Raw genomic sequence first — 18,812 nt, forward strand, 5'->3', positions numbered from 1 at the left:
GAGTACTGGTGGCAGAAAGCCGATAATGGCTAATAACAACATCTTCATTTTGCGAGCGGATGCTGCAAATAAATGATAACAAGATTCAGGAGGAAGAAAGGCACCTCGATAGCAGCACCTTTCACATCACGGCCATACAAAGAAAAGCAGATAATCATCAGGATCGTTGCGGCCATGAGGAAGTTACCCAACAAAAATGTTCTGGGAAACAGGATCATTAAAGCACTCAACACCGTTACCACTCCATTGACGATGATGGCTGTTTTACTAAAGTGCCACCGGCTGAACATTGTAATCATTTCCGGCCTCTGGCCAATCATTGCCAGGCCTTGTTTCAGGCCCATGAATACAGTAAAAATGATCAGGACGGCATTGAGTACTTTAAGTACCATAATAATAGATTTTAGTTGGTGGCGCCTCCGTTCACCAACAGGTGCTGACCGGAAACAAAAGAGGATAAATCGCTGGCAAAAAACTCAGCCAGGTTAGCTACGTCTTCCACTTCTGCGAGTCTTCCCATCGGACAACTATCCAGTAATTGTTTTCTTAGTGCAGGATAAGCCGCCGGGTCGGCAAAAATGCCGGAATGATCTACCGCAAAAGGGATAATCGAATTTACGGTAATTCCTTTATGTCCTATTTCTTTCGACAAAATATCTACCAGGTATCTCGGAGTGGTTTTACTTCCGCCATAAACGGCCATACCGGGTACCGGGAAGGAGGTAGTACTGGATGCGATATAAATGATACGGCCATTATTTTCAACATGTTTTGCTGCCTGCTGCATGGTAAAGTAAGTTCCTTTTGTGTTGATGGAAAATACTTTATCAAACTGCTCTTCTGTAAACTCTGTTACCGGCACTTCCACCATTTCAATACCTGCATTGGCCACCACGATATCTATCTTACCAAAAGCCTCTTTTGCTGTTGCAAACAGTTTTTCCAGATCAGCTACTTTGCTCACATCTGCCTGTACAGCAATTACGCGGGCGCCCATAGCGGTAATGTTGCTTACCACTTCATCTGCAGACGCTTTGTCTTTTGAGTAGTTAACCACTACATCCGCACCTAAAGCGGCATACCGTTCTGCAATGGCTTTACCTAATCCCCTGGCTGATCCTGTAATCAGCGCTACTTTATTTTTTAAGCTGTTCATGATATTATGTTTAATACTTTTTTAGAAAGAAGGACACTTTATCCTCAGGCCATACCGCCATTTACACCAATATTCTGGGCGTTGATCCATTTGGCGTCGTCACCTGCGAGGAATACTACTACCTGTGCAATATCATCCGGTTCGCCAATACGGTTAAAGGCGGAAAGGGAAGCCAGTCGCGCAATCACTTCTTCTGATTTACCATTCGTAAATAATTCGGTATTGGTAGGGCCGGGAGAAACGGAGTTTACATTGATACCCCTGGCGCCTACTTCTTTGGAGAACACGCGGGTGAGCTGTTCCACTGCTGCTTTGGTGGCCACATAGGTGCCATATGCAGGCAGCATAATACGGTTTACAGAAGTGGAGAAGTTAATGATACTGCCTTTGTCGGCCAGGCGGGTAGCGGCCTCCCTCATGGTATTGAAGGTGCCTCTTACATTAATGTCAAACTGACGGGTAAAATCTTCATCGGTGGTATCTTTAATCAGTTTGGTGATCATGATGCCGGCGTTATTCACCAGTACATCGATACGGCCATAATACGCGATAGCGGCGTCAAACAGGGCTTTTACCTCGTCGCTTTTGCTTACATCTGCCTGCAGTGCGATGGCATCGCCACCCTGTTGCCTGATGTGTTCCACTACCTGCTGCGCGGCATCTTTACTACCGGCATAGTTAACGATTACTTTTGCGCCTGCGGCCGCCAGTTGGCGGGCCATTGTAGCGCCAATACCTCTTGAAGAACCGGTAACCAGGATGATCTTATCTTTTAGCGTGCTCATATTTTTGTGTTTTATTTTGATAACACAAAGATGAGCCAACCGTTGCCCTGAAAAGTATAAGAATTACACTAATAGTTACAAATATCTAAGATGCATGTTGCTTTCTGTATGAAACGGGAGAAATACCGGTTTGCTTCTTAAAATAATTACTGAAATGAGTGGATTCTGTAAAGCCCAGTTGAGCGGCGATTTGTTTGATAGACGCAGGGGAATGTTGCAGCAATGTACGGGCTTCGGTGATCGTTTTCTCTGTAATCCAGGTGCCTATGGGCTTTCCGGTTTTACTTTTAATCACATTGCTCAGGTAATTGGGATGCAGGTGCTGTGCATCGGCATAATCCTGTACCCTGAATACCTTATCTGCCTTCCCGCTTACCAGGTCGCGGTAGTGCTGCTCCAGGGTTCTCTTAAACTGTTTTACAATCTGTGAGCTGCGGTTGCCTTCATATATAGGGTTATAATCTTCCCAGAAATATTCTTTGATCTTCAGCAGCAGCACCACAAACAGGTTCCCTATCATCCGCGTTCTGTACGTAGACGAGGAAAAATACTCCTTTTCTATCTGCAGATATAATTGTTCAAACTCCGCAAACACTTCCGGCTGCAATGTCCTGGGCGGTACGGTTTCCGCCAGGAGAAAAGGAAATTCCTCAAAAATCTTCTGGTGTACATTTTCCTTCAGAAAAGATTCACTGAGTGTAATCAGGTGTACATCGTTAATTTCCTGCCATTCAAAAGATTTGAAATGACCCGGATTAGTGAAATAAATAGTTCCGGGACACGTGTTAAAAGTTTCATCATCGGTGGTGTACCTGCCCACAGCATCTTTCACAAAAACAAAAGAAAAGAAATTAGTCCGGTATACGATGGAAGTATAAGGCAGCTCAAAATGGATGTCCTTCAGGTTATGAATGGTAAAGGCGGTTTTGGCGTCGATGCTGTCCACCGGTAAACCCTGGTAAATATACTGATCCAGCAGGGTATTGAATATAATCCTTTCCTCCTGGCGTGCTTTCTTTTCTGGCATTCGATGTTAGGTTGCTTTATGTGAAATTAAATAAAAAGACAGGCATCACCCGCCTGTCTTTTATTTAATTTCACACCTTGCTACTCCCTGATCGTATTCTTGTCCGCCAGTGCCATCTTGGCAATATCATCTTTCCTTTTAAACGTCACGCCGGCGTGCTTTTTCATATAGGCAAACAACTCGCTGGTAGCTTTTACCATTTGCGGGGTACCGCCTATCCTGTCGTGAAAACTGATAGACATCATGCGTTTGCGCCGGGCAGATTCTTCGTACAACTGATCGAATTCCATCTTTATCTGTTGCAGGAACTGATCGGTAGAAAACCACTGGCCTGCTACCAGCTGGATATCATTACAACGTAAGGTATATGGTACTACTACAAAGTCGCTGCCGTTCACTTCAGTGATAAAGGGTTCATCACGGCTCAGGTCATCGATATGATACAGGAAGCCCAGTTCCTGCAGGATATTGAGGGTATTATCGCCCCGGCGCAGCCAGTTGGCGTTGTAGCCTACCGGCGTTACGCCGGTGGCCTTTCTTACTGCTTCCACGCCATCGCTGATAAACTGTTTTTCTTCTTCATAGGGCAGCATGTATTGCGACGACCAGTCGCGGCCATGTGCGGCTGCCTCATGCCCGCGCTGCACAATCTCTTTCGCAAGGGCCGGATGCTTTTCCACCGCGCTGCCAACCATATGGGAGGTTACTTTTATGCCGTGTTTGTCCCAGTTATCCAGCATGCGGGGAATGCCTTCCTTGAAGCCATACTCGTACCATGTAGTGGCAGGAAGGTCTTTATAGCCTTTGAGCATATTCTGAGGAAAAGGGCTTTCGGGTCTGTCTGGCTGGCCGCCGGCTTCAAACTGCATAGATACTGATACTACGAGGCGCGAGCCATCTGCCCATCCTGCGCCGGATTTGGCCGTGGGTATGGCTTTTGCCTGTGCCAATACCGTTCCGGGCAGTACCATACCGGCTAAACCTGCGAGGCCGGCTGTTTTCAGGAATTCTTTTCTTGTAGCCATTATTTTTTAATGAGATGATCAACTGCAATGGTGTTGTATTGGATAAAAGCCAGCAGTACGGCGAAGAAGGCGGCATGGATCAGTTGGGAGGGCAATGCTTCCCAGTTTTCTATCATAGCAGTGCCAAATATCAGGATCACCATTACTATACCCCCGCCAATAAGGGAAGCACGGGTAAATAACCCCAGCAGGAGCAGCAGCCCGATTATAAATTCGGCGATAGGCAAAGCATAGCTGAAAGGCACTACCAGCAAGTCGGGCAACATGGATTTTTCAAAGCTTTTTACCATCCAGGCGCTGAAGCCATTTAATTTAGGGAGCCTTACCAGGCCGTGACCGAACATGCTGGCAGCTACCGCCAGCCGGAGCAACAGAAATACGATAGGGTTGTTTTCCATTTGTTTGATTTTTTGTGACACAAAGATCAGTCGGAACCCGGGAAATAATTTGTACTTTTTTAGGATCATTCTGTACTTTTGCAGGTATGCTACAAGAGAATTTATATCAGCCTTTTGAGATAGAATACCGGGAATGTACAGAATGCCCGATAGATCCGCATAAACATAACTTTTTTGAACTGGTGTATATTGTGGAAGGCAGTGGGATGCAGTGTGTGAATAAGAACCAGCTGCCATACAGCCCGGGGAAACTGTTCCTGGTAATGCCGCAGGACTGCCACTCATTTGACGTGCAGGAATCTACTAAATTCTTCTTTATCCGCTTTAATAACATCTACCTTCAAAATCAGCATAAAGACTGGATACAGCAACTGGAATTTATTTTTCAGAATCACAACCATATGCCGGGATGTATCTTAAAAAATAAAAATGATAAACCGCTGGTAAAAGCATTGGTAGAGGCGCTGATCCGCGAGCTGGTAAACCAGCAGCCCTATCACCGGGAAATGGCCCAGCAAATTGTAAATACCATGATCATGGTGATTGCACGGAATATACTGCTGCAAATGCCGGAACAGCCCAAACATCCTGCGAAACAGGATGCTTCCATGAATATATTGCACTATATACACGAAAATATTTATACGCCTGAAAAGCTGCGGGCAGAGCAGATTGCAGCCCACTTTAATATCTCGCCCACTTATCTGAGTGAATATTTTAAGCGTAACAATGGCGACAGCCTCCAGCAATACATTACCCAGTACAAACTGAAGCTGGTGGAAACACGGCTGCAGTACAGCAGTATGCGGGTAGGGGAAATTGCGGATGAACTGGGCTTTACAGATGAAAGTCACCTGAACAGGATGTTTAAAAAATATAAAGGTGTAAATCCTTCTGCTTACCGGAAAGAACTGCAGCTGCACGCTAACTGACGGGCATAAAAAAGCGCCCGCAGTATGCGGACGCCTTTTTACAATACCTTTTCCTGTTACTATTCTTCGTCCTCTTCTTCTTCTCCATCATCTTCCAGCCACTCCATGTAAGAGTAGTACCAGTCTTCCAGCTGTTCTAGCAGTTCCTGTTTCTTTTCCGGAGCGCTTTTATAGAATTCCTCTACATTATCGATTTCATGAATGATATCGATGTAGGCAGTTTCTTCATCTTCTTCTACCCGTTTGGCAAAGAAGCGGGGTTTCTCGGTATGAAAAATATATTCATTTTCCGGATCTGTTACAGGATCGTCTGCAATCAGAAATTTAGGTAGCTGTGCCATAAAGGAGTTATTTACTTTTAATGATGTTGTACTCTTTTCAAGAGCTACAAAATTATTGATAATTAGCTTATAAAAAACATGCAGTGGGAATGAATAAATTTATTGATTAAATTTCACATCTTTATAGTCGTTAAAACCCATACCATATGCAGCAATATTGGCTAAGATGGGAGAACTGGATGCAGCAGCACGCCCCCAGACTGCTTAACATCCTCCATCCCGGCGTTACTTTTGAGGCGGTGGAATCTCTTGAAAAACTAATAGGAACGGCCATGCCGGCCTCTTTTAAAGCATTTTATGCCATTCACAACGGACAGCAGAAAGCCAGGGCCGGGCTCGTAGATGCAGATCAGTTGTTAAGCGTGGAAGACATCACCACCCAATGGCATCACTGGAAAGACCTGCTGGATGCCGGAACTTTCAATTATCACGATGAACCCGTGCTCTCCACACCTGATACCGGCATAAAAAATGATTGGTGGAATCCTTTATGGGTCCCTTTTACCGGCGACGGCTTTGGTAACCACCTGTGTATCGACCTGGACCCCGCACCGGAAGGCAAGTACGGACAAGTGATCACGTTCTGGCATGACGACAGTCACCGCGCCATTGTAGCCGGTTCTTTTGAAGAATGGCTGCAGGATTATCTCACTGCCCTCGAAAAGGGAGAATATATTTTTGTGAAGAAATGGGGAATCGTGCACAAAGACACCTTCCTGAACTACAACGATTGATGATATTGTACCGGCGAACTGCCCGTCCACCGCTTAAAAGCCCTTGTAAAAGCACTTAACTCATTATAACCAAGCATCCAGGAAACATCTTTCAAAGGGTAATTACCGGACGAAATATAATACACCGCCAGTGAATGCCGCACCGCATCTGCAATATCCTGGTATTTTACACCCTCCTCTTTCAGCTTACGCTGCAAACTCCGGGGACTCATATTGAAATTGGCCGCCATGTCGTTCAGCGACGACACGCCTAGGTATGAATTCGCCAGCAGGTAATTATAGATCCTGTTTTGTAAAGTTTTGTGCTGACCTGCTGTTTGGGGTAAACTGCTTACCTTCTGCAACAACAGGTTCTGAAGCTCATAATTAGCCGTTAACAGTGGCTCATCCCAATACCTGCTGTCAAATACCAATGCATACTCTCCTGCCCGTTTCGACGGCTTACAACGAAAAACACGCTCATATTCAGCAGGGTCCGGAACCGTGTAGGCCAGCCGCGCTGCCTGCGGGACTATTTTTTCCAGCAGCAGGCCATCCAGTTCATGAATCACCATCATCAATAAAAGATCTATCAATTGCCGGAAAGCATAGGGTGGCGCTGCGCCATAATCAACCGCCGGCAGCAGCCGCACCGTAAAGTTTTTAGCGGTACGCGTTACTTCCATCCGGCACTCGTCCGTTACCAGGTGCGTTAGCGCTGCAGCGTGAGTTAAGGCCTCCCCAACGGTAGCGCTGCTCCGGATTATTTCTCCCACCACCCCCAGGGCAGCAGGTTGCAGGGACTCGCCAAAGTGCAACCCGAACAACGGATCGTTGGTTAACCGGCCCGCATTCAGCCACAAATCCTGCAGCTGTTGTACAGTTACCGGCACTGCATGACTCCTTTTCAATGCCGCCAGGTCAATACCCGCCAGCTTACAAAGCTGTGCAGCATCTACATCCCGCTGTACAGCATACGCGATAATACTCAATACCAGCTGTTTCATATAGCAAAGGTATTTCGTCCGGTGTTTACAAAAATCATTATGTCGCTAATTGGTAAGTAATTGTCGTGTAAAGGTAAATGATAAAGAGCCGCCGGGGACTAGCTTTGCATTATCAATTCATCAACAATAAAAAAAATAAAATGGAACAACAAACCCTACAGGTAGTAACCGATTTTGTAAACGCCGTGCAACAGGTAAATCTTGAAAAATTAGGCGCACTGCTACATCCCGAAATACACTGGGAACAACCGGGCAACAACCGCTTCTCCGGTATTAAAAAATCCAGCGGGGAAGTATTCCAGATGGTAAGCGGTATGTTTGAGGTATCACAGAATACCATGTCACTCGCTGCCATCAAAACCATTGCAGTACACGGCGACCAGGCATCTGTAGTACTTACCTGGAAAGCATCTCGGCCGGGAGCGGAACTGCATACAGATAACGTAGACGTATATACGGTGAAAGATGGTAAAATTGTGGCAGCGAAAATATATGCGGAAGATATCCAACAGGAAAATATTTTCTGGGGCAATTAAATTACAATTCAACACGGGCAACACCTTCCGGACCACGGGCAGTCTGGAGGGTGTTTTTTTGTGCAAATAATTCTCCCGCTGTTACGGATAACAGTCATTTTTTAGCATCAACTAATAAGGAGAAATCAACTATCGTTTAGATAATAGCTACGCGTTACTTTAATTCTCCCCGTGAGGTGTAGGAACAGATAGATACAGACCTTCGACTACTTCACAGGCAGAGGGTTTACCGTAAATGAATATACGAAATTTAAATGATCCCGCCACGGGAAATTCCCCGGTATGTACCAGCAATGCGGTAAAAAACACATTTATAAAAAACTGTATTACAATAACAAACCAAGTGGCACTATTGTTGAATAATAACCAGCGTCAGGCAATCATTTTTAAAAATAAAAAAGTAATAACATGAAAACTCCAAAACTTCTGATAGCTGCGGCCATCGGTGTAGCAGTAACACTGGCCGGTCAGCATGCATTTGCACAGGGAATCGACAGCACTGCAAAAAAAGTGGGAAATAAAACAGCCTCTATCGCTGTTAAAGGAGCCTCCACCATTACAGATAAAACCTTTAAAGGCAAGGAAGGCCCCAACGGGGAAACCGTTTATATTGACAGAAAAGACAGGAAATACATTGTAGATGGAAAAGGTAAGAAAGTGTATCTGAAGAAATCACAGATACATGATAAGAAAAAAGACTAAATCTACACTGCCATAAAGTAAGCCGGCCAGGGAAACCTGCCGGCTTTTTTATTGCCACAAAAAACAGTAATGGAAGATAATTCCATGACAACAAGCCCGATATTTGTTATGTATATTCATATTGCCATTAAATACCCACTTATGCAACTGAAACCAGGCACCTGTTACAAGGTAAATACCAGGACCATTGCAGCGCTGCAGCAATTTGGTGAATACGAGTTTGTAGTAGCCGTTATTCACGCCAACGATACCTCCGACAGCGTGGTTTTTGAACTTAAAAAACTGCTGGGACACTACAGCACCGAACAGGAAATAGCCACCCGCCAGGCCATTGAAACTCATGCCGATGGTTTCTCACTGGAAGATATCACCGGGCATCAACTTAACCTGCTACAATTTGAAAGGGAAAGCGCTTTTATAAAATGGATCGCAGAAGGCATTGCGGTGCCGTACGACTGTAACGCGTAAATAATTACTCGTAACGCAATGCTTCAATAGGATCCAGCCGGGAGGCCGCCTGTGCCGGATAGTAGCCAAAAAACACCCCCGTAAAGGCGCATACCACAAAGGAAAGTATAATAGAAGACTCCGACACCAGCGTAGGCCAGCCAAGCGTGAGCGTAATTACCTTGGCAGAAGTAATCCCCAACACCACCCCTATTAAACCACCCGTTACGCTGATAATAATTGCCTCCACCAGGAATTGCAATAAAATGTCAATGCCCCGTGCGCCGATAGACATGCGCAGCCCTATTTCCCGGGTGCGTTCCGTTACTGATACATACATGATGTTCATGATACCAATGCCCCCAATCACCAGTGAAATACCGGCAATAGCGGTCAACAGGATAGTAAGCAGGCTGGTAGTGGAACTCAGCGTTTTTATCAGTTCCTCCATGGTCCTCACCTGGAAATTATTTTCATCGGCAGGACGCAAACGGTGTGTTGTTCTGAGTATATCTATAATTTCGTTGGTAGCCTGCTCTGAAGCGCCTTCGCTTACCGCGGAAGCATAAATACTCTGGAAATAAATGGTCGCCAGGATACGTTTTTGCACAGTGGTGTAAGGCGTCAGGATGATATCATCCTGGTCCTGCCCGAAAGAGCTCTGTCCTTTCGGCGCCAGTGTGCCTATTACCTGCAATGGAATGGAACCCAGGCGGATTACTTTTCCTACAGGGCTTTCTCCACTGGGAAACAGGTTCTTGATCACCGTTTGGCCTAATACGCACACCTTCGCAGCAGTAGCCACATCTGCATCGGAAAAGCTGATGCCATCATTCACCGTGAGCTTGCGGATATCAAAATAAGAAGGGGCCACGCCCTGCAGGGACGTAGGCCAGTTCAGCGCCCCGTAAATAGCCTGCCCTTTGGTAGACGCCACCGGCGACACCGCGCTTACATATTCCGCATTCTTTTGTATCGCTAATACGTCTGTGATAGTAAGCGACTGAAAGCTTTCTCCTCCTATCCTCACCCCACCGGCTACGTTGCTGCTTGGCAAAATGGTGATCATGTTAGAGCCCATGCTGCTCAACTGCGACTGGATACTTTCTTTCGAGCCCTGCCCGATGGCCACCATCGCAATAACAGCGGCCACACCGATGATGATTCCCAGCATCGTGAGGAATGCCCGCAGCTTATTGCGCTGCAATGCCTTTAACGCTATCATTATGAGATTGACTGCACTCATGCTTTCGCTGAATTAATAATCTTCGGCCGGAGGCAATGATGCCAGTGCTTCCTTCGCCGAGCGTATGTTTTCATTCTTGCTGTCTTTCACCACTTTTCCATCCCGCAACATCACCGTTCTGCTGCTGAAGGCCGCTATATCCGGTTCATGTGTAACAAATACAATCGTTTTGCCTTCCTGGTTAAGGTCCTGCATCAGGGCCATAATTTCGTAAGAAGTACGGGTATCCAGGTTGCCGGTGGCCTCATCTGCCAGGATCATGACCGGCTGATTGACCAACGCCCTGGCAATGGCTACCCTTTGTTGCTGCCCGCCGGAAAGCTGGCTGGGCGTATGATCTTCCCTGTCGGCCAGTTTCACCGCCTGGAGCGCCCCCAGCGCCCTGTTACGCCGCTCCTGCACAGATAACTCGGGGTTGTAAAACAACGGCAGCTCCACATTTTCCAATGCAGAGGTACGCGGTAACAGGTTGTATGCCTGGAACACAAATCCAATTTTATGATTCCGTAACCGGGCCAGTTCATTGCGCGACAGGTTACTCACATTCACGCCATCCAGCAGGTAACTCCCCGACGTAGGTTTATCGAGGCAGCCGAGAATATTCAGCAACGTGGTTTTCCCCGAACCGCTGCTTCCCATAATCGTCACAAATTCGCCTGCAAACACATCAAAAGACACGCCTTTCAATGCGCGTACGGTTTCAGTCCCCATCACAAACTCACGCTTGATCTGCTGTAGCTCCAATATTTTGCTGCTGCTCATCGTCTTCGCCCTCCCATTTTTGGTAAAAACGGACTGGTGCTTCCTCCAGCCGCCGCTACGGCTCCCCCGGCGCTGACGCCTGTCACTACAATATCATTTTCGTTTAGCCCTGAGAGTACTTCAATATGCGTATTATCGTTTAACCCTGTTCTTACATGTTTTTGCACCAGCGTATCACCGCGTAATATCCATACATAATTGGAGGAACCTATACGCGTGGTGCTTTTAAACTTACCACCCGTAGTATCCTTTGTTTGAGCGGGGTTACGGGTTCTCCTCACTGCGCTTTGTATCACATAATCCTTTAGCTGTACAGAGTCGGGAATAAACTTAAGCGCCTTTACCGGCAACAGCAGCGCGGAATCTTTCTCCGCGGTATAAATCGTAACATTGGCGGTCATTCCCGGTTTCAGCTTCCTGTTATCATTCGGCGCATTAATAATGGTATTGTAGGTAACCACATTGGAAGACACCGAGGGCTGCAGCCTGATTTCCTGGACGCTCCCTGCAAAAATATCTTCCAGGTAAGCATCTACGGTGAAGGTTACACGAAGTGAGTCTTTTACATTGCCGATATCTGCTTCGTCTACACTGGCTTCCACCTGCATCTTGGTAATATCTTTGGCAATTACAAATAAGGTAGGCGTATTAAAACTGGCGGCCACGGTTTGTCCTACGCTTACATTCCGGTTCAGTACCACCCCGTCGATCGGTGAATGAATTTCTGTAAAAGAGAAATTCTTTAATGCCGAATTCAGCTGGGCGGTTACGCTGGCCACGTTTGCTTTGGCCTGCCCTATCTGGTTGGCGGCAATATCGTAGTCGGCTTTGCTGATGGCGCCGGTTTTATACAACAATTCCTGCCGCTGGAAATTATTCTTTTGGTATTCCAGGTTGGTTTGCGCTACCTGTACATTGGCCCGCAGCTGATCTACCTGTGCCTGGAAAAGATCTTTATCCAGTTCCGCCAGCAGTTGTCCTTTTTTTACCTGGGTGTTAAAGTCCACGTATAAATATTTGAGCGTGCCGGACACCTGGGTACCCACCGCCACTGTATCTACCGGCTGTATAGTACCGGTAGCGGTTACGGTAGTGGCTATGTGCCCGTATTCCGGTTTGGCGGTATCAAACCTGACCGGTTCTTTTTTCTTCCTGATAAAGAAAAACCAGATCGCCACCAGCAGCAGTACGATCACCACCGTTATGATAACACCTTTATATTTTCTCATACCTCAATTACATTTATAGTTTTACCGGTATGCCCCTGTAAAAATCATATATTCTGATGTTCAGAGCAGCATTGTATTTCGCCTGTATATAAGATTGTAATGCCTGTATATATAAATTCTTCTGCTGAAGAAAAACCACGATATTGGCAGCGCCCACTTTTAATTGTTCGCTGGCAATCCGGTAACCTTCCTGTGAATATTTTAACTGCTCCACCGCAGCATCGTACTGCGACTGCGCATTGAGCACATCTATATATGACTGTTCTATCGTTTGGGTAAGATTTGTTTTGGTATCCTGCAACACCAGCTTCGACTGATCCACCTCTATTTTTGCTTTTTCCACATTGGTTTTCACGACCCGCCGGGTGAAGATGGGAACAGATAAAGTGAGCCCTATCTGCTGATAAAAATTATTATCCATTTGCTTGAAATAAGCGCTGTTGGCTCCTCCGCTAACATAAGAAGATCCTAATGCGCCTCCGGCTGTAAGCGTGGGCAAATACCCGGCCCTCGCCTTTGCCAGGTCCAGGTCCGATACCTGGATGCCGAGTTCACTGCTTTTAATTTCCGGCCTGTTGGCCAGTGCAGAGTCCTGTACTTCCTGTAAGGCATACAGCCGCGTGTTGGTGATCAGTGTATCCGGCTCCTGGATTTCAAAATCATAGCTGCTGGGCAGTTGCAACAGTTGTTTCAGCACCAGCTTGTTCTGCCTGTGCTGGTTTTCGGCGGTTACCAGCAGGTAACGGTCGTTCGACAGCTGCGCCTTTAACTGCACCAGTCCTATCAGGGCAATGCTGCCCACATCATATTGTTGTTGTCCCTGCTTCACCTGCGCTTCAGAGGTGGCTACCACGTCCTGCACATATACAATGTTTTCCTTTGCCAGCAGGATATTCAGATAGGCTTGTGTAATCAGTACCGTGATATCATTTACCTGCTGGGCAATATTCAGTCCTGCCATCTGCGTGAGCAGGTTCTTCTGCTTAATATCATTATTAAGATATCCGCCCTGGAAAAGGGTAACGTTGGAATTAACGCCATAATTACCGGTGGTATTTACCCGGTAAGAAGAATTGCCGGTAGCGGTAACAGATTTGCCGCCATTAAGATCCTGGGAAACGGACCCCGTAAGATTAGGCAGCTTGGCCGCACGCGACAGCAGCAGATCCTGGTCACTGCTCATTTTGCTCAGGCGCAGGCTGTTTAACTGGATATTGTTTTTCAGCGCATAGTCGAAACACTGTTGTAAAGTCCACTGTGCGGGGAGCTGCTGCACGGTGCTATCCTGTGCGTTCAGCCTGGGCGTCACTGACAACAAAAAAATAAAAATGAATAGAAATCTTCCGGGCTGTCTGAAAAACATCATCGTATAATCATTGATGTTAGTAAAGGCTACAACTGGAATAAGGGGCCAAATAGTAATACAAGATAACGAATTATGATGGTATTAATAAACGAAAAACGGACCCATAGAAAGATAATAACGGATAACTCGTCCGTTTGTTCTCTCCATAGATCCGTAAATTACCATCTCCGTCCTATCGGTTTCTTTGCCTGGTTTACCGGCCTGTTATATAGCGTTCTTAAAAGTTGCGTTTGACCGGCCCGTTCCCTGCGGAGGGCCCTGGTGCCAGTTTTCATCGTAGTATACAAAAAAGGCCATCCAGATGGTACGGGACCATCGCATCAGCAGGGGTTGCAGGATTAGCAGCAACAGGGCGTTTACCCCAAGCCACCAGAAAATCCGGTTATCGTAAATGGAGAAGCCGATGAACAGCCACCAGGCAATGAGGCTGGCCACGCACACCGCAATGGACAGTGCATAGCTCACATAGCCGGTACCGTAGTAAAAGCCAACTTCCACTTCCACCGGCTGACCGCATACCGGGCAAACATCGGGCATCTTTAAGCAGTTTTTAAGGTCGTAGGGATTTGGGGTAGTATAGATAGATCCCCTTCTGCAACGGGCGCACTTGTTTCCCAGCAGGCTTTTCAGCAGGCTGGGTTTTACATTGTTTTTATCTGCACACATATAATGAAAGATTTATCAGGAAATATGTTTCCGGAACTCTTCCGGTGTTGTTCCTGCGTATTTTTTAAAAAACTTCGTGAAGTAAGAATTGTCCGCAAAATTGAGCTGGTAGGCAATAGTGGCAATACTCATATCGGCATTGATCAATAACCTTTTTGCTTCCAGCAGTATGCGGTCGCGGATAATTTCCCCCGCCGATTTCCCCAGCATATGCCGGCAAAAGGCATTGAGATAATTAGGTGTTACATACAGGAGGGCGGCATATTCTTTCGGCAACCGCAACTGCATATAATGCTGTTCCACCAGCTTGCGGAAATTGCGCAGCAGCACATAATTATGCGGCAATTCCTGCCGGGTTTCCCCCTGCCTGCTGGCGCGGCTTACGGCTATAAACATTCCCAGTACCTGCAACCGCAGCATATCCTGGCTATAAGCCTGATCACCTTTCATTTCTTTGAGCATGCCTTCAAACTGCGCGGTTACAACGGGAATAGCGGCTTTAGGCAGCTGTACTACTCCTTCTGCACTTACCCCGCTGAAAAAAGGGAACCGTTCCACGTAGTCAGCATCCTGCAGGAAGGCATTAAAAAAACCGGCAGATACATTCATTACGTAACCTTCTATCCCGCCGGAAAAGAACCAGCTGTGTACCTGGCCGGGCACCATAAAATATAATTGTCCGGGCTTTACCGGGAATTTTTCAAAGTCGATCGTATGGCTTCCACCCCCGGCAGTAAAAAATGCCAGGTGATAAAATGAATGCCGGTGAGGAAAATGAATATCCCGGTGTGCCGCCAGGTACTCAGAAAACCTGGCCACCAGTATATCCTCAGATGCCGGCTTTCCCATAGCCAGGGAACAGATATCGTATGTTGGAATGAGTGCCTTTGACATGATGCAACAAAGGTACAAAGGAAGTAAGAACGGGGGTTGTGGTATTAGGGGCTTTAATGGTACTTTTTACTTATTGTAATAATTTCTGTGATGATCCGGGCGGATCATCACAGAAATTACGGGGCTGTCTTTATTATTTTACATATTTCATCAGCCATTCGTCCATTTCCCACAGCATATGCAGGATACTTTCTTTAGCAGCATAGCCGTGGCTTTCCTGTGGCAGGAATACCAGGCGCGCAGTACCGCCATTGCCTTTAATGGCGTTGTACAGTCGCTCGCTTTGGATAGGGAATGTGCCGGAGTTATTATCGGCTTCCCCGTGAATCAGGAGGATGGGCGTTTTCAGCTTATCTGCATAAGAGAAAGGCGACATTTTATAATACACCTCCGGCGCCTGCCAGTAGGTGCGTTGTTCGTTCTGGAATCCGAATGGCGTTAATGTACGGTTATAGGCGCCGCTGCGGGAAATCCCTGCTTTAAACAGGTTCGTATGTGCGAGCAGGTTAGATGTCATAAAGGCGCCGTAAGAATGGCCACCTACTGATATACGGTCCTTATCACCCACGCCTATTTCCGTGATCTTGTTCACGGCGGCTTCCGCATTCATCACCAGCTGATCGATAAAAGTATCATTTGGTTCTTTATCTCCTTCACCCACAATAGGCATTTCGGTAGCATCCATTACCGCAAAACCGCGGGTTACCCAAAAAATAGGTGAGCCATAGTTTACGCGGGTAAACCTGTAGGCAGAACCACGTACCTGGGCGGCATCGCTGGCAGATTTGTATTCACGTGGATAAGCCCACATCAGCACCGGCAGGCGGCCATCTTTGGCAGGGTCGTAACCTTCCGGCAGGTATAACATAGCGGTGAGGTCCACCCCATCTTTGCGTTTGTATTTCAGCAGTTGTTTCTGCACGCCTTTCAGTTGTGGCTGTGGATGCGGAAATGCAGTAAGCGCCACGGATGATTTCTTTTTCAGGTTTTGCAGGTAGTAGTTTACTGGAGATGAAACTGATTCGCGTGCTATCACTACCACGAGTTTGGCAGGGTCAATCACATCGGCCACCTGTTCGTAATAAGGTGCAGCGGAGCGCCACAGGATATTTTGTTTGCTGTTATTTAAATTAAAGGAAGACAGGAATGGGCGGTCTCCTTCAGGGGAAGCCCCTGGCGCCGTCATCAGCAATTCATGTGAAGGCGACACGTATAAAACAGCCCTGTTGTATTGGTTCTTTATTGTTACAGGTGTGCCCGGATCGTTATACCGGTCGTTTTCAGAACGATCAATCAGCGTAACCGGCGCCTGCGAAGGGCTTGCAGGGTTTATGCGGCTTACCTTTATTTTCTGTTGCGTGCTGTTGGCGTCATACACCAGTGCCAGCTGGTCGTTTGCCCAGCTGATACCCGCGAAGCGGTTCACGGTTTTCACCAGTTCCTGTGGTGCTGCGCTGAACGGGGCAGCCAGGGTATTTACCACATCGCGGAAAGGCACTTCCTTTTTAGGATCGCCGCCATCGAGGGCCTGTACCCACCAGATAATGGCTGGTGCGTCGTTACGCCAGGAGAAGAAACGGGGGTAATTGCTGGTAGCATCAAAACCTTTGGGGGCCGTACCTCATCCAGCGGGTTGCTGGCGAGTTTCTTTACCAGTTCGCCATTCATTTTCCATATTTCCACTTCCGTGGGGAAACGGTGGGCGCCTACCAGGTAAGAATATGGGCGGTGCAGGCTTTCCATCAGCAGGTATTGATTATCCGGCGATGGAGCGGCGGTGATGTAAATAGCGGGTTTACCGATTACCTGTTCGCCGCCGGCGCCTATAATCACCGGTTCGGATTGAAAGTAATAATCGAACAGCTGTTCGTCGTATGGATTTTTCAGCATGTCCTGGTAAGTGGCTGCCGGCGCTGCTTTACCGGAAGTTTGTTGTACGGTGGGGCCTGCGGGCGCAAGGGGTTTTTCCGGTGCTTTGCCAATAGCGGCGGGTACTGCCAGTGCCAGGATGCGGTTATCATCGATCCAGGTAAATGCCGGGCCTGCAATGTCGTTGAGGGCACGTGTACTTTGCTGTTTGGCGGCACCGGTAGCAACATCCGCTTTCCATAAGGTAATGCGGTTGTTGTCTGTAATGGTGAAGGCAATACTTTTCTGCGATGGCGACCAGCTGATATTGCCAATACGCGCATTGGCAGGCAGGCCGGTGACGGCGTATTCGCTGTTGCCCTTAATATTTTTAATACGGATAGCTGTAATGTAACCTGCGCGGCTTGGCCCGAAGTTAGCAGGGTTAATACGTGTTCCTGCCAGCTTGTATTCCGGTTGCGATAATTCTTCAATAGTTGGGTAACTGGTTCGTTCCATGATCAGCATCACATCTCCTTTGCTGCTAAAGTCTGTTGATGGCGAAGGAGCTGCCATCGCCAGTTCCAGTATACTCTTTGGGGGAGTCTGGTACTTCAGCGCATCCTGCGCATAGGCATGGAAGGTGATGAATAAGGATAATGACAGTATTAATTTTCTCATATAGCAGATAATGTTTATAAGCAATCCGGGCAAAATAAACTTATTGCCACAGTTTGCAAAGCAGAAAATGATGAATGAAAGTAGGGTAAACTTTAACCAGGATTAACGGGCAGGCGTGTAAACCTTTTTCAGGACTTAGCCGGGGTGGGAGTGTATGGGGAGTGTATAGGGACTATAAGGGGAGTATAGGGGGACTATAGGGGGAGTACGATACATACGCTACTCCTAAGTAACTGAGAAGTATCCGAGAAGTAACCAAGAAGTATCCGGGAAGTAATAGCTGCTCAATTCATCATGCCATCCATCTTCTCTTCTCCCAAAAAAATTGAAAAAAGTAAAAAGTTCTATTACCTTTGCAAACATCAGATGATATGATGAATACAAATACTTCTCCTTTAAAACGACTCAGCCTGGCTGAAGAGGTAGCGGACCACCTGCAGGAACTGATCGCTTCCGGTAAATACACCGTGGGGCAACAGTTGCCTACAGAACCTGAGCTGATGTTACAGTTTTCCGTAGGGCGTTCCAGCATCCGGGAAGCAGTAAAAATACTGGCGCACCGGGGGCTGGTGCGGGTACAACAGGGGTTGGGTACCTTTGTGTTATCACAATCAGGCACGGGAGAAGCGCTATCGCAGCGGCTGCAGCGGGCCGATTTCAAAGACCTGAATGAAGTGCGCTTCCTGCTGGAAGTAAAGATTGCGGAAAAAGCCGCCCTACACCGCAACAACAAGGATATTGAAAAGATGAAAGGCTTCCTGAAAAAACGTTTTGAATATGCATCCGGCAACCAGCTGGAACTTTGTATCCAGGCGGATATCAACTTTCATAACGCTATAGCGGAAGCAGGTAAAAATGAAATTATGCGGGACCTGTACAAAACAGTGGCAGAGCACCTGAAAAAGTCGTTCCTGCTGCGGTATGCCAACACGGATTCCTTTGTTGACACGCAGCATTATCACGATGCACTGTTGCAAAGCATTATAGATAAAGATCCAAAAAAGGCGCTGGTTTGGGCAACGAAAATCAGTGACCAGAATAAATAATTTTT

Annotated in this window: 22 protein-coding genes; 6 read left to right on the top strand and 16 right to left on the bottom strand. The window is 47.0% G+C overall.

Annotated elements, in window-relative coordinates:
* Positions 1-44: 44 nt before the first annotated feature.
* The 6 genes from QFZ51_RS01255 to QFZ51_RS01280 form a co-directional block, all read right to left on the bottom strand.
* Entirely contained in the window at positions 45-392 is a 348-nt protein-coding gene (locus tag QFZ51_RS01255; protein WP_429042378.1) for a hypothetical protein, read from the bottom strand.
* Positions 393-403: 11 nt separating this feature from the next.
* Positions 404-1,156 carry an SDR family oxidoreductase gene (locus tag QFZ51_RS01260; protein ID WP_429042380.1) on the bottom strand — a complete coding sequence of 251 codons (753 nt, stop codon included), beginning with the start codon at positions 1,154-1,156 and terminating at the stop codon, positions 404-406.
* A 44-nt stretch (positions 1,157-1,200) separates the two neighbouring features.
* On the bottom strand, positions 1,201-1,941 hold the full coding sequence (locus QFZ51_RS01265) for an SDR family oxidoreductase (RefSeq protein WP_429042383.1): 741 nt from the start codon (positions 1,939-1,941) through the stop codon (positions 1,201-1,203).
* Between the two features lie 85 nt (positions 1,942-2,026).
* Positions 2,027-2,968: a helix-turn-helix domain-containing protein gene (locus tag QFZ51_RS01270; protein WP_429042386.1), complete on the bottom strand. Its 942-nt coding sequence runs from the start codon at positions 2,966-2,968 to the stop codon at positions 2,027-2,029.
* Between the two features lie 80 nt (positions 2,969-3,048).
* Entirely contained in the window at positions 3,049-3,993 is a 945-nt protein-coding gene (locus QFZ51_RS01275; RefSeq protein ID WP_429042388.1) for a polysaccharide deacetylase family protein, read from the bottom strand.
* Entirely contained in the window at positions 3,993-4,391 is a 399-nt protein-coding gene (locus QFZ51_RS01280) for a DoxX family membrane protein (RefSeq protein ID WP_429042390.1), read from the bottom strand. Before QFZ51_RS01280 ends, QFZ51_RS01275 begins: the two co-directional genes overlap by 1 nt.
* Before the next feature lie 86 nt (positions 4,392-4,477).
* On the opposite strand from QFZ51_RS01280, the gene QFZ51_RS01285 reads away from it, so the two are divergent.
* Positions 4,478-5,323, top strand: a complete 846-nt coding sequence (locus QFZ51_RS01285; protein WP_429042391.1) for an AraC family transcriptional regulator — start codon at positions 4,478-4,480, stop codon at positions 5,321-5,323.
* 59 nt (positions 5,324-5,382) lie between these two features.
* On the opposite strand, the gene QFZ51_RS01290 is transcribed toward QFZ51_RS01285, so the two are convergent.
* Positions 5,383-5,664: a hypothetical protein gene (locus tag QFZ51_RS01290; protein WP_325639671.1), complete on the bottom strand. Its 282-nt coding sequence runs from the start codon at positions 5,662-5,664 to the stop codon at positions 5,383-5,385.
* A 146-nt stretch (positions 5,665-5,810) separates the two neighbouring features.
* On the opposite strand from QFZ51_RS01290, the gene QFZ51_RS01295 reads away from it, so the two are divergent.
* Positions 5,811-6,398 carry an SMI1/KNR4 family protein gene (locus QFZ51_RS01295; protein ID WP_429042394.1) on the top strand — a complete coding sequence of 196 codons (588 nt, stop codon included), beginning with the start codon at positions 5,811-5,813 and terminating at the stop codon, positions 6,396-6,398.
* Here QFZ51_RS01295 and QFZ51_RS01300 read toward each other — a convergent pair.
* The gene (locus QFZ51_RS01300; protein WP_429042398.1) at positions 6,386-7,384 is read right to left on the bottom strand and encodes an AraC family transcriptional regulator; all 999 of its coding nucleotides are present in this window, start codon (positions 7,382-7,384) and stop codon (positions 6,386-6,388) included. The genes QFZ51_RS01295 and QFZ51_RS01300 overlap by 13 nt on opposite strands.
* A 140-nt stretch (positions 7,385-7,524) precedes the next feature.
* Between QFZ51_RS01300 and QFZ51_RS01305 the strand changes: the two genes are divergently transcribed.
* The 3 genes from QFZ51_RS01305 (at position 7,525) to QFZ51_RS01315 (ending at position 9,090) form a co-directional block, all read left to right on the top strand.
* Positions 7,525-7,920 (top strand): nuclear transport factor 2 family protein, encoded by a 396-nt coding sequence (locus tag QFZ51_RS01305; RefSeq protein ID WP_429042401.1) that lies wholly within the window; start codon positions 7,525-7,527, stop codon positions 7,918-7,920.
* A 408-nt stretch (positions 7,921-8,328) separates the two neighbouring features.
* Positions 8,329-8,622 carry a hypothetical protein gene (locus tag QFZ51_RS01310; RefSeq protein ID WP_370908511.1) on the top strand — a complete coding sequence of 98 codons (294 nt, stop codon included), beginning with the start codon at positions 8,329-8,331 and terminating at the stop codon, positions 8,620-8,622.
* A gap of 141 nt (positions 8,623-8,763) precedes the next feature.
* Positions 8,764-9,090 (top strand): hypothetical protein, encoded by a 327-nt coding sequence (locus QFZ51_RS01315; RefSeq protein ID WP_429042403.1) that lies wholly within the window; start codon positions 8,764-8,766, stop codon positions 9,088-9,090.
* A 4-nt stretch (positions 9,091-9,094) separates the two neighbouring features.
* Here QFZ51_RS01315 and QFZ51_RS01320 read toward each other — a convergent pair whose 3' ends face one another.
* From QFZ51_RS01320 to QFZ51_RS01355, 8 genes are all read right to left on the bottom strand, one after another.
* A complete protein-coding gene (locus QFZ51_RS01320) occupies positions 9,095-10,315 on the bottom strand; it encodes an ABC transporter permease (protein ID WP_429042406.1) in 1,221 nt (406 codons plus the stop codon).
* Between the two features lie 12 nt (positions 10,316-10,327).
* The gene (locus QFZ51_RS01325) at positions 10,328-11,077 is read right to left on the bottom strand and encodes an ABC transporter ATP-binding protein (RefSeq protein ID WP_370908514.1); all 750 of its coding nucleotides are present in this window, start codon (positions 11,075-11,077) and stop codon (positions 10,328-10,330) included.
* Positions 11,074-12,306 carry an efflux RND transporter periplasmic adaptor subunit gene (locus QFZ51_RS01330; RefSeq protein WP_429042410.1) on the bottom strand — a complete coding sequence of 411 codons (1,233 nt, stop codon included), beginning with the start codon at positions 12,304-12,306 and terminating at the stop codon, positions 11,074-11,076. Before QFZ51_RS01330 ends, QFZ51_RS01325 begins: the two co-directional genes overlap by 4 nt.
* A gap of 13 nt (positions 12,307-12,319) precedes the next feature.
* Positions 12,320-13,615, bottom strand: coding sequence for a TolC family protein (locus QFZ51_RS01335; protein ID WP_429042413.1), 1,296 nt, complete (start codon positions 13,613-13,615; stop codon positions 12,320-12,322).
* A 261-nt stretch (positions 13,616-13,876) separates the two neighbouring features.
* The gene (locus QFZ51_RS01340) at positions 13,877-14,338 is read right to left on the bottom strand and encodes a DUF983 domain-containing protein (protein ID WP_429042414.1); all 462 of its coding nucleotides are present in this window, start codon (positions 14,336-14,338) and stop codon (positions 13,877-13,879) included.
* Between the two features lie 15 nt (positions 14,339-14,353).
* Positions 14,354-15,232: a helix-turn-helix domain-containing protein gene (locus QFZ51_RS01345; protein WP_429042417.1), complete on the bottom strand. Its 879-nt coding sequence runs from the start codon at positions 15,230-15,232 to the stop codon at positions 14,354-14,356.
* 133 nt (positions 15,233-15,365) lie between these two features.
* Positions 15,366-16,730: an alpha/beta hydrolase family protein gene (locus QFZ51_RS01350; RefSeq protein WP_429042420.1), complete on the bottom strand. Its 1,365-nt coding sequence runs from the start codon at positions 16,728-16,730 to the stop codon at positions 15,366-15,368.
* Positions 16,709-17,761, bottom strand: a complete 1,053-nt coding sequence (locus tag QFZ51_RS01355; RefSeq protein WP_429042423.1) for a hypothetical protein — start codon at positions 17,759-17,761, stop codon at positions 16,709-16,711. The genes QFZ51_RS01350 and QFZ51_RS01355 overlap by 22 nt, the downstream gene beginning before the upstream one ends.
* A gap of 371 nt (positions 17,762-18,132) precedes the next feature.
* On the opposite strand from QFZ51_RS01355, the gene QFZ51_RS01360 reads away from it, so the two are divergent.
* A complete protein-coding gene (locus QFZ51_RS01360; RefSeq protein WP_429042426.1) occupies positions 18,133-18,807 on the top strand; it encodes a FadR/GntR family transcriptional regulator in 675 nt (224 codons plus the stop codon).
* Positions 18,808-18,812 lie beyond the last annotated feature (5 nt).

This window comes from Chitinophaga sp. W3I9, assembly GCF_050434025.1.
Taxonomy (GTDB): domain Bacteria; phylum Bacteroidota; class Bacteroidia; order Chitinophagales; family Chitinophagaceae; genus Chitinophaga.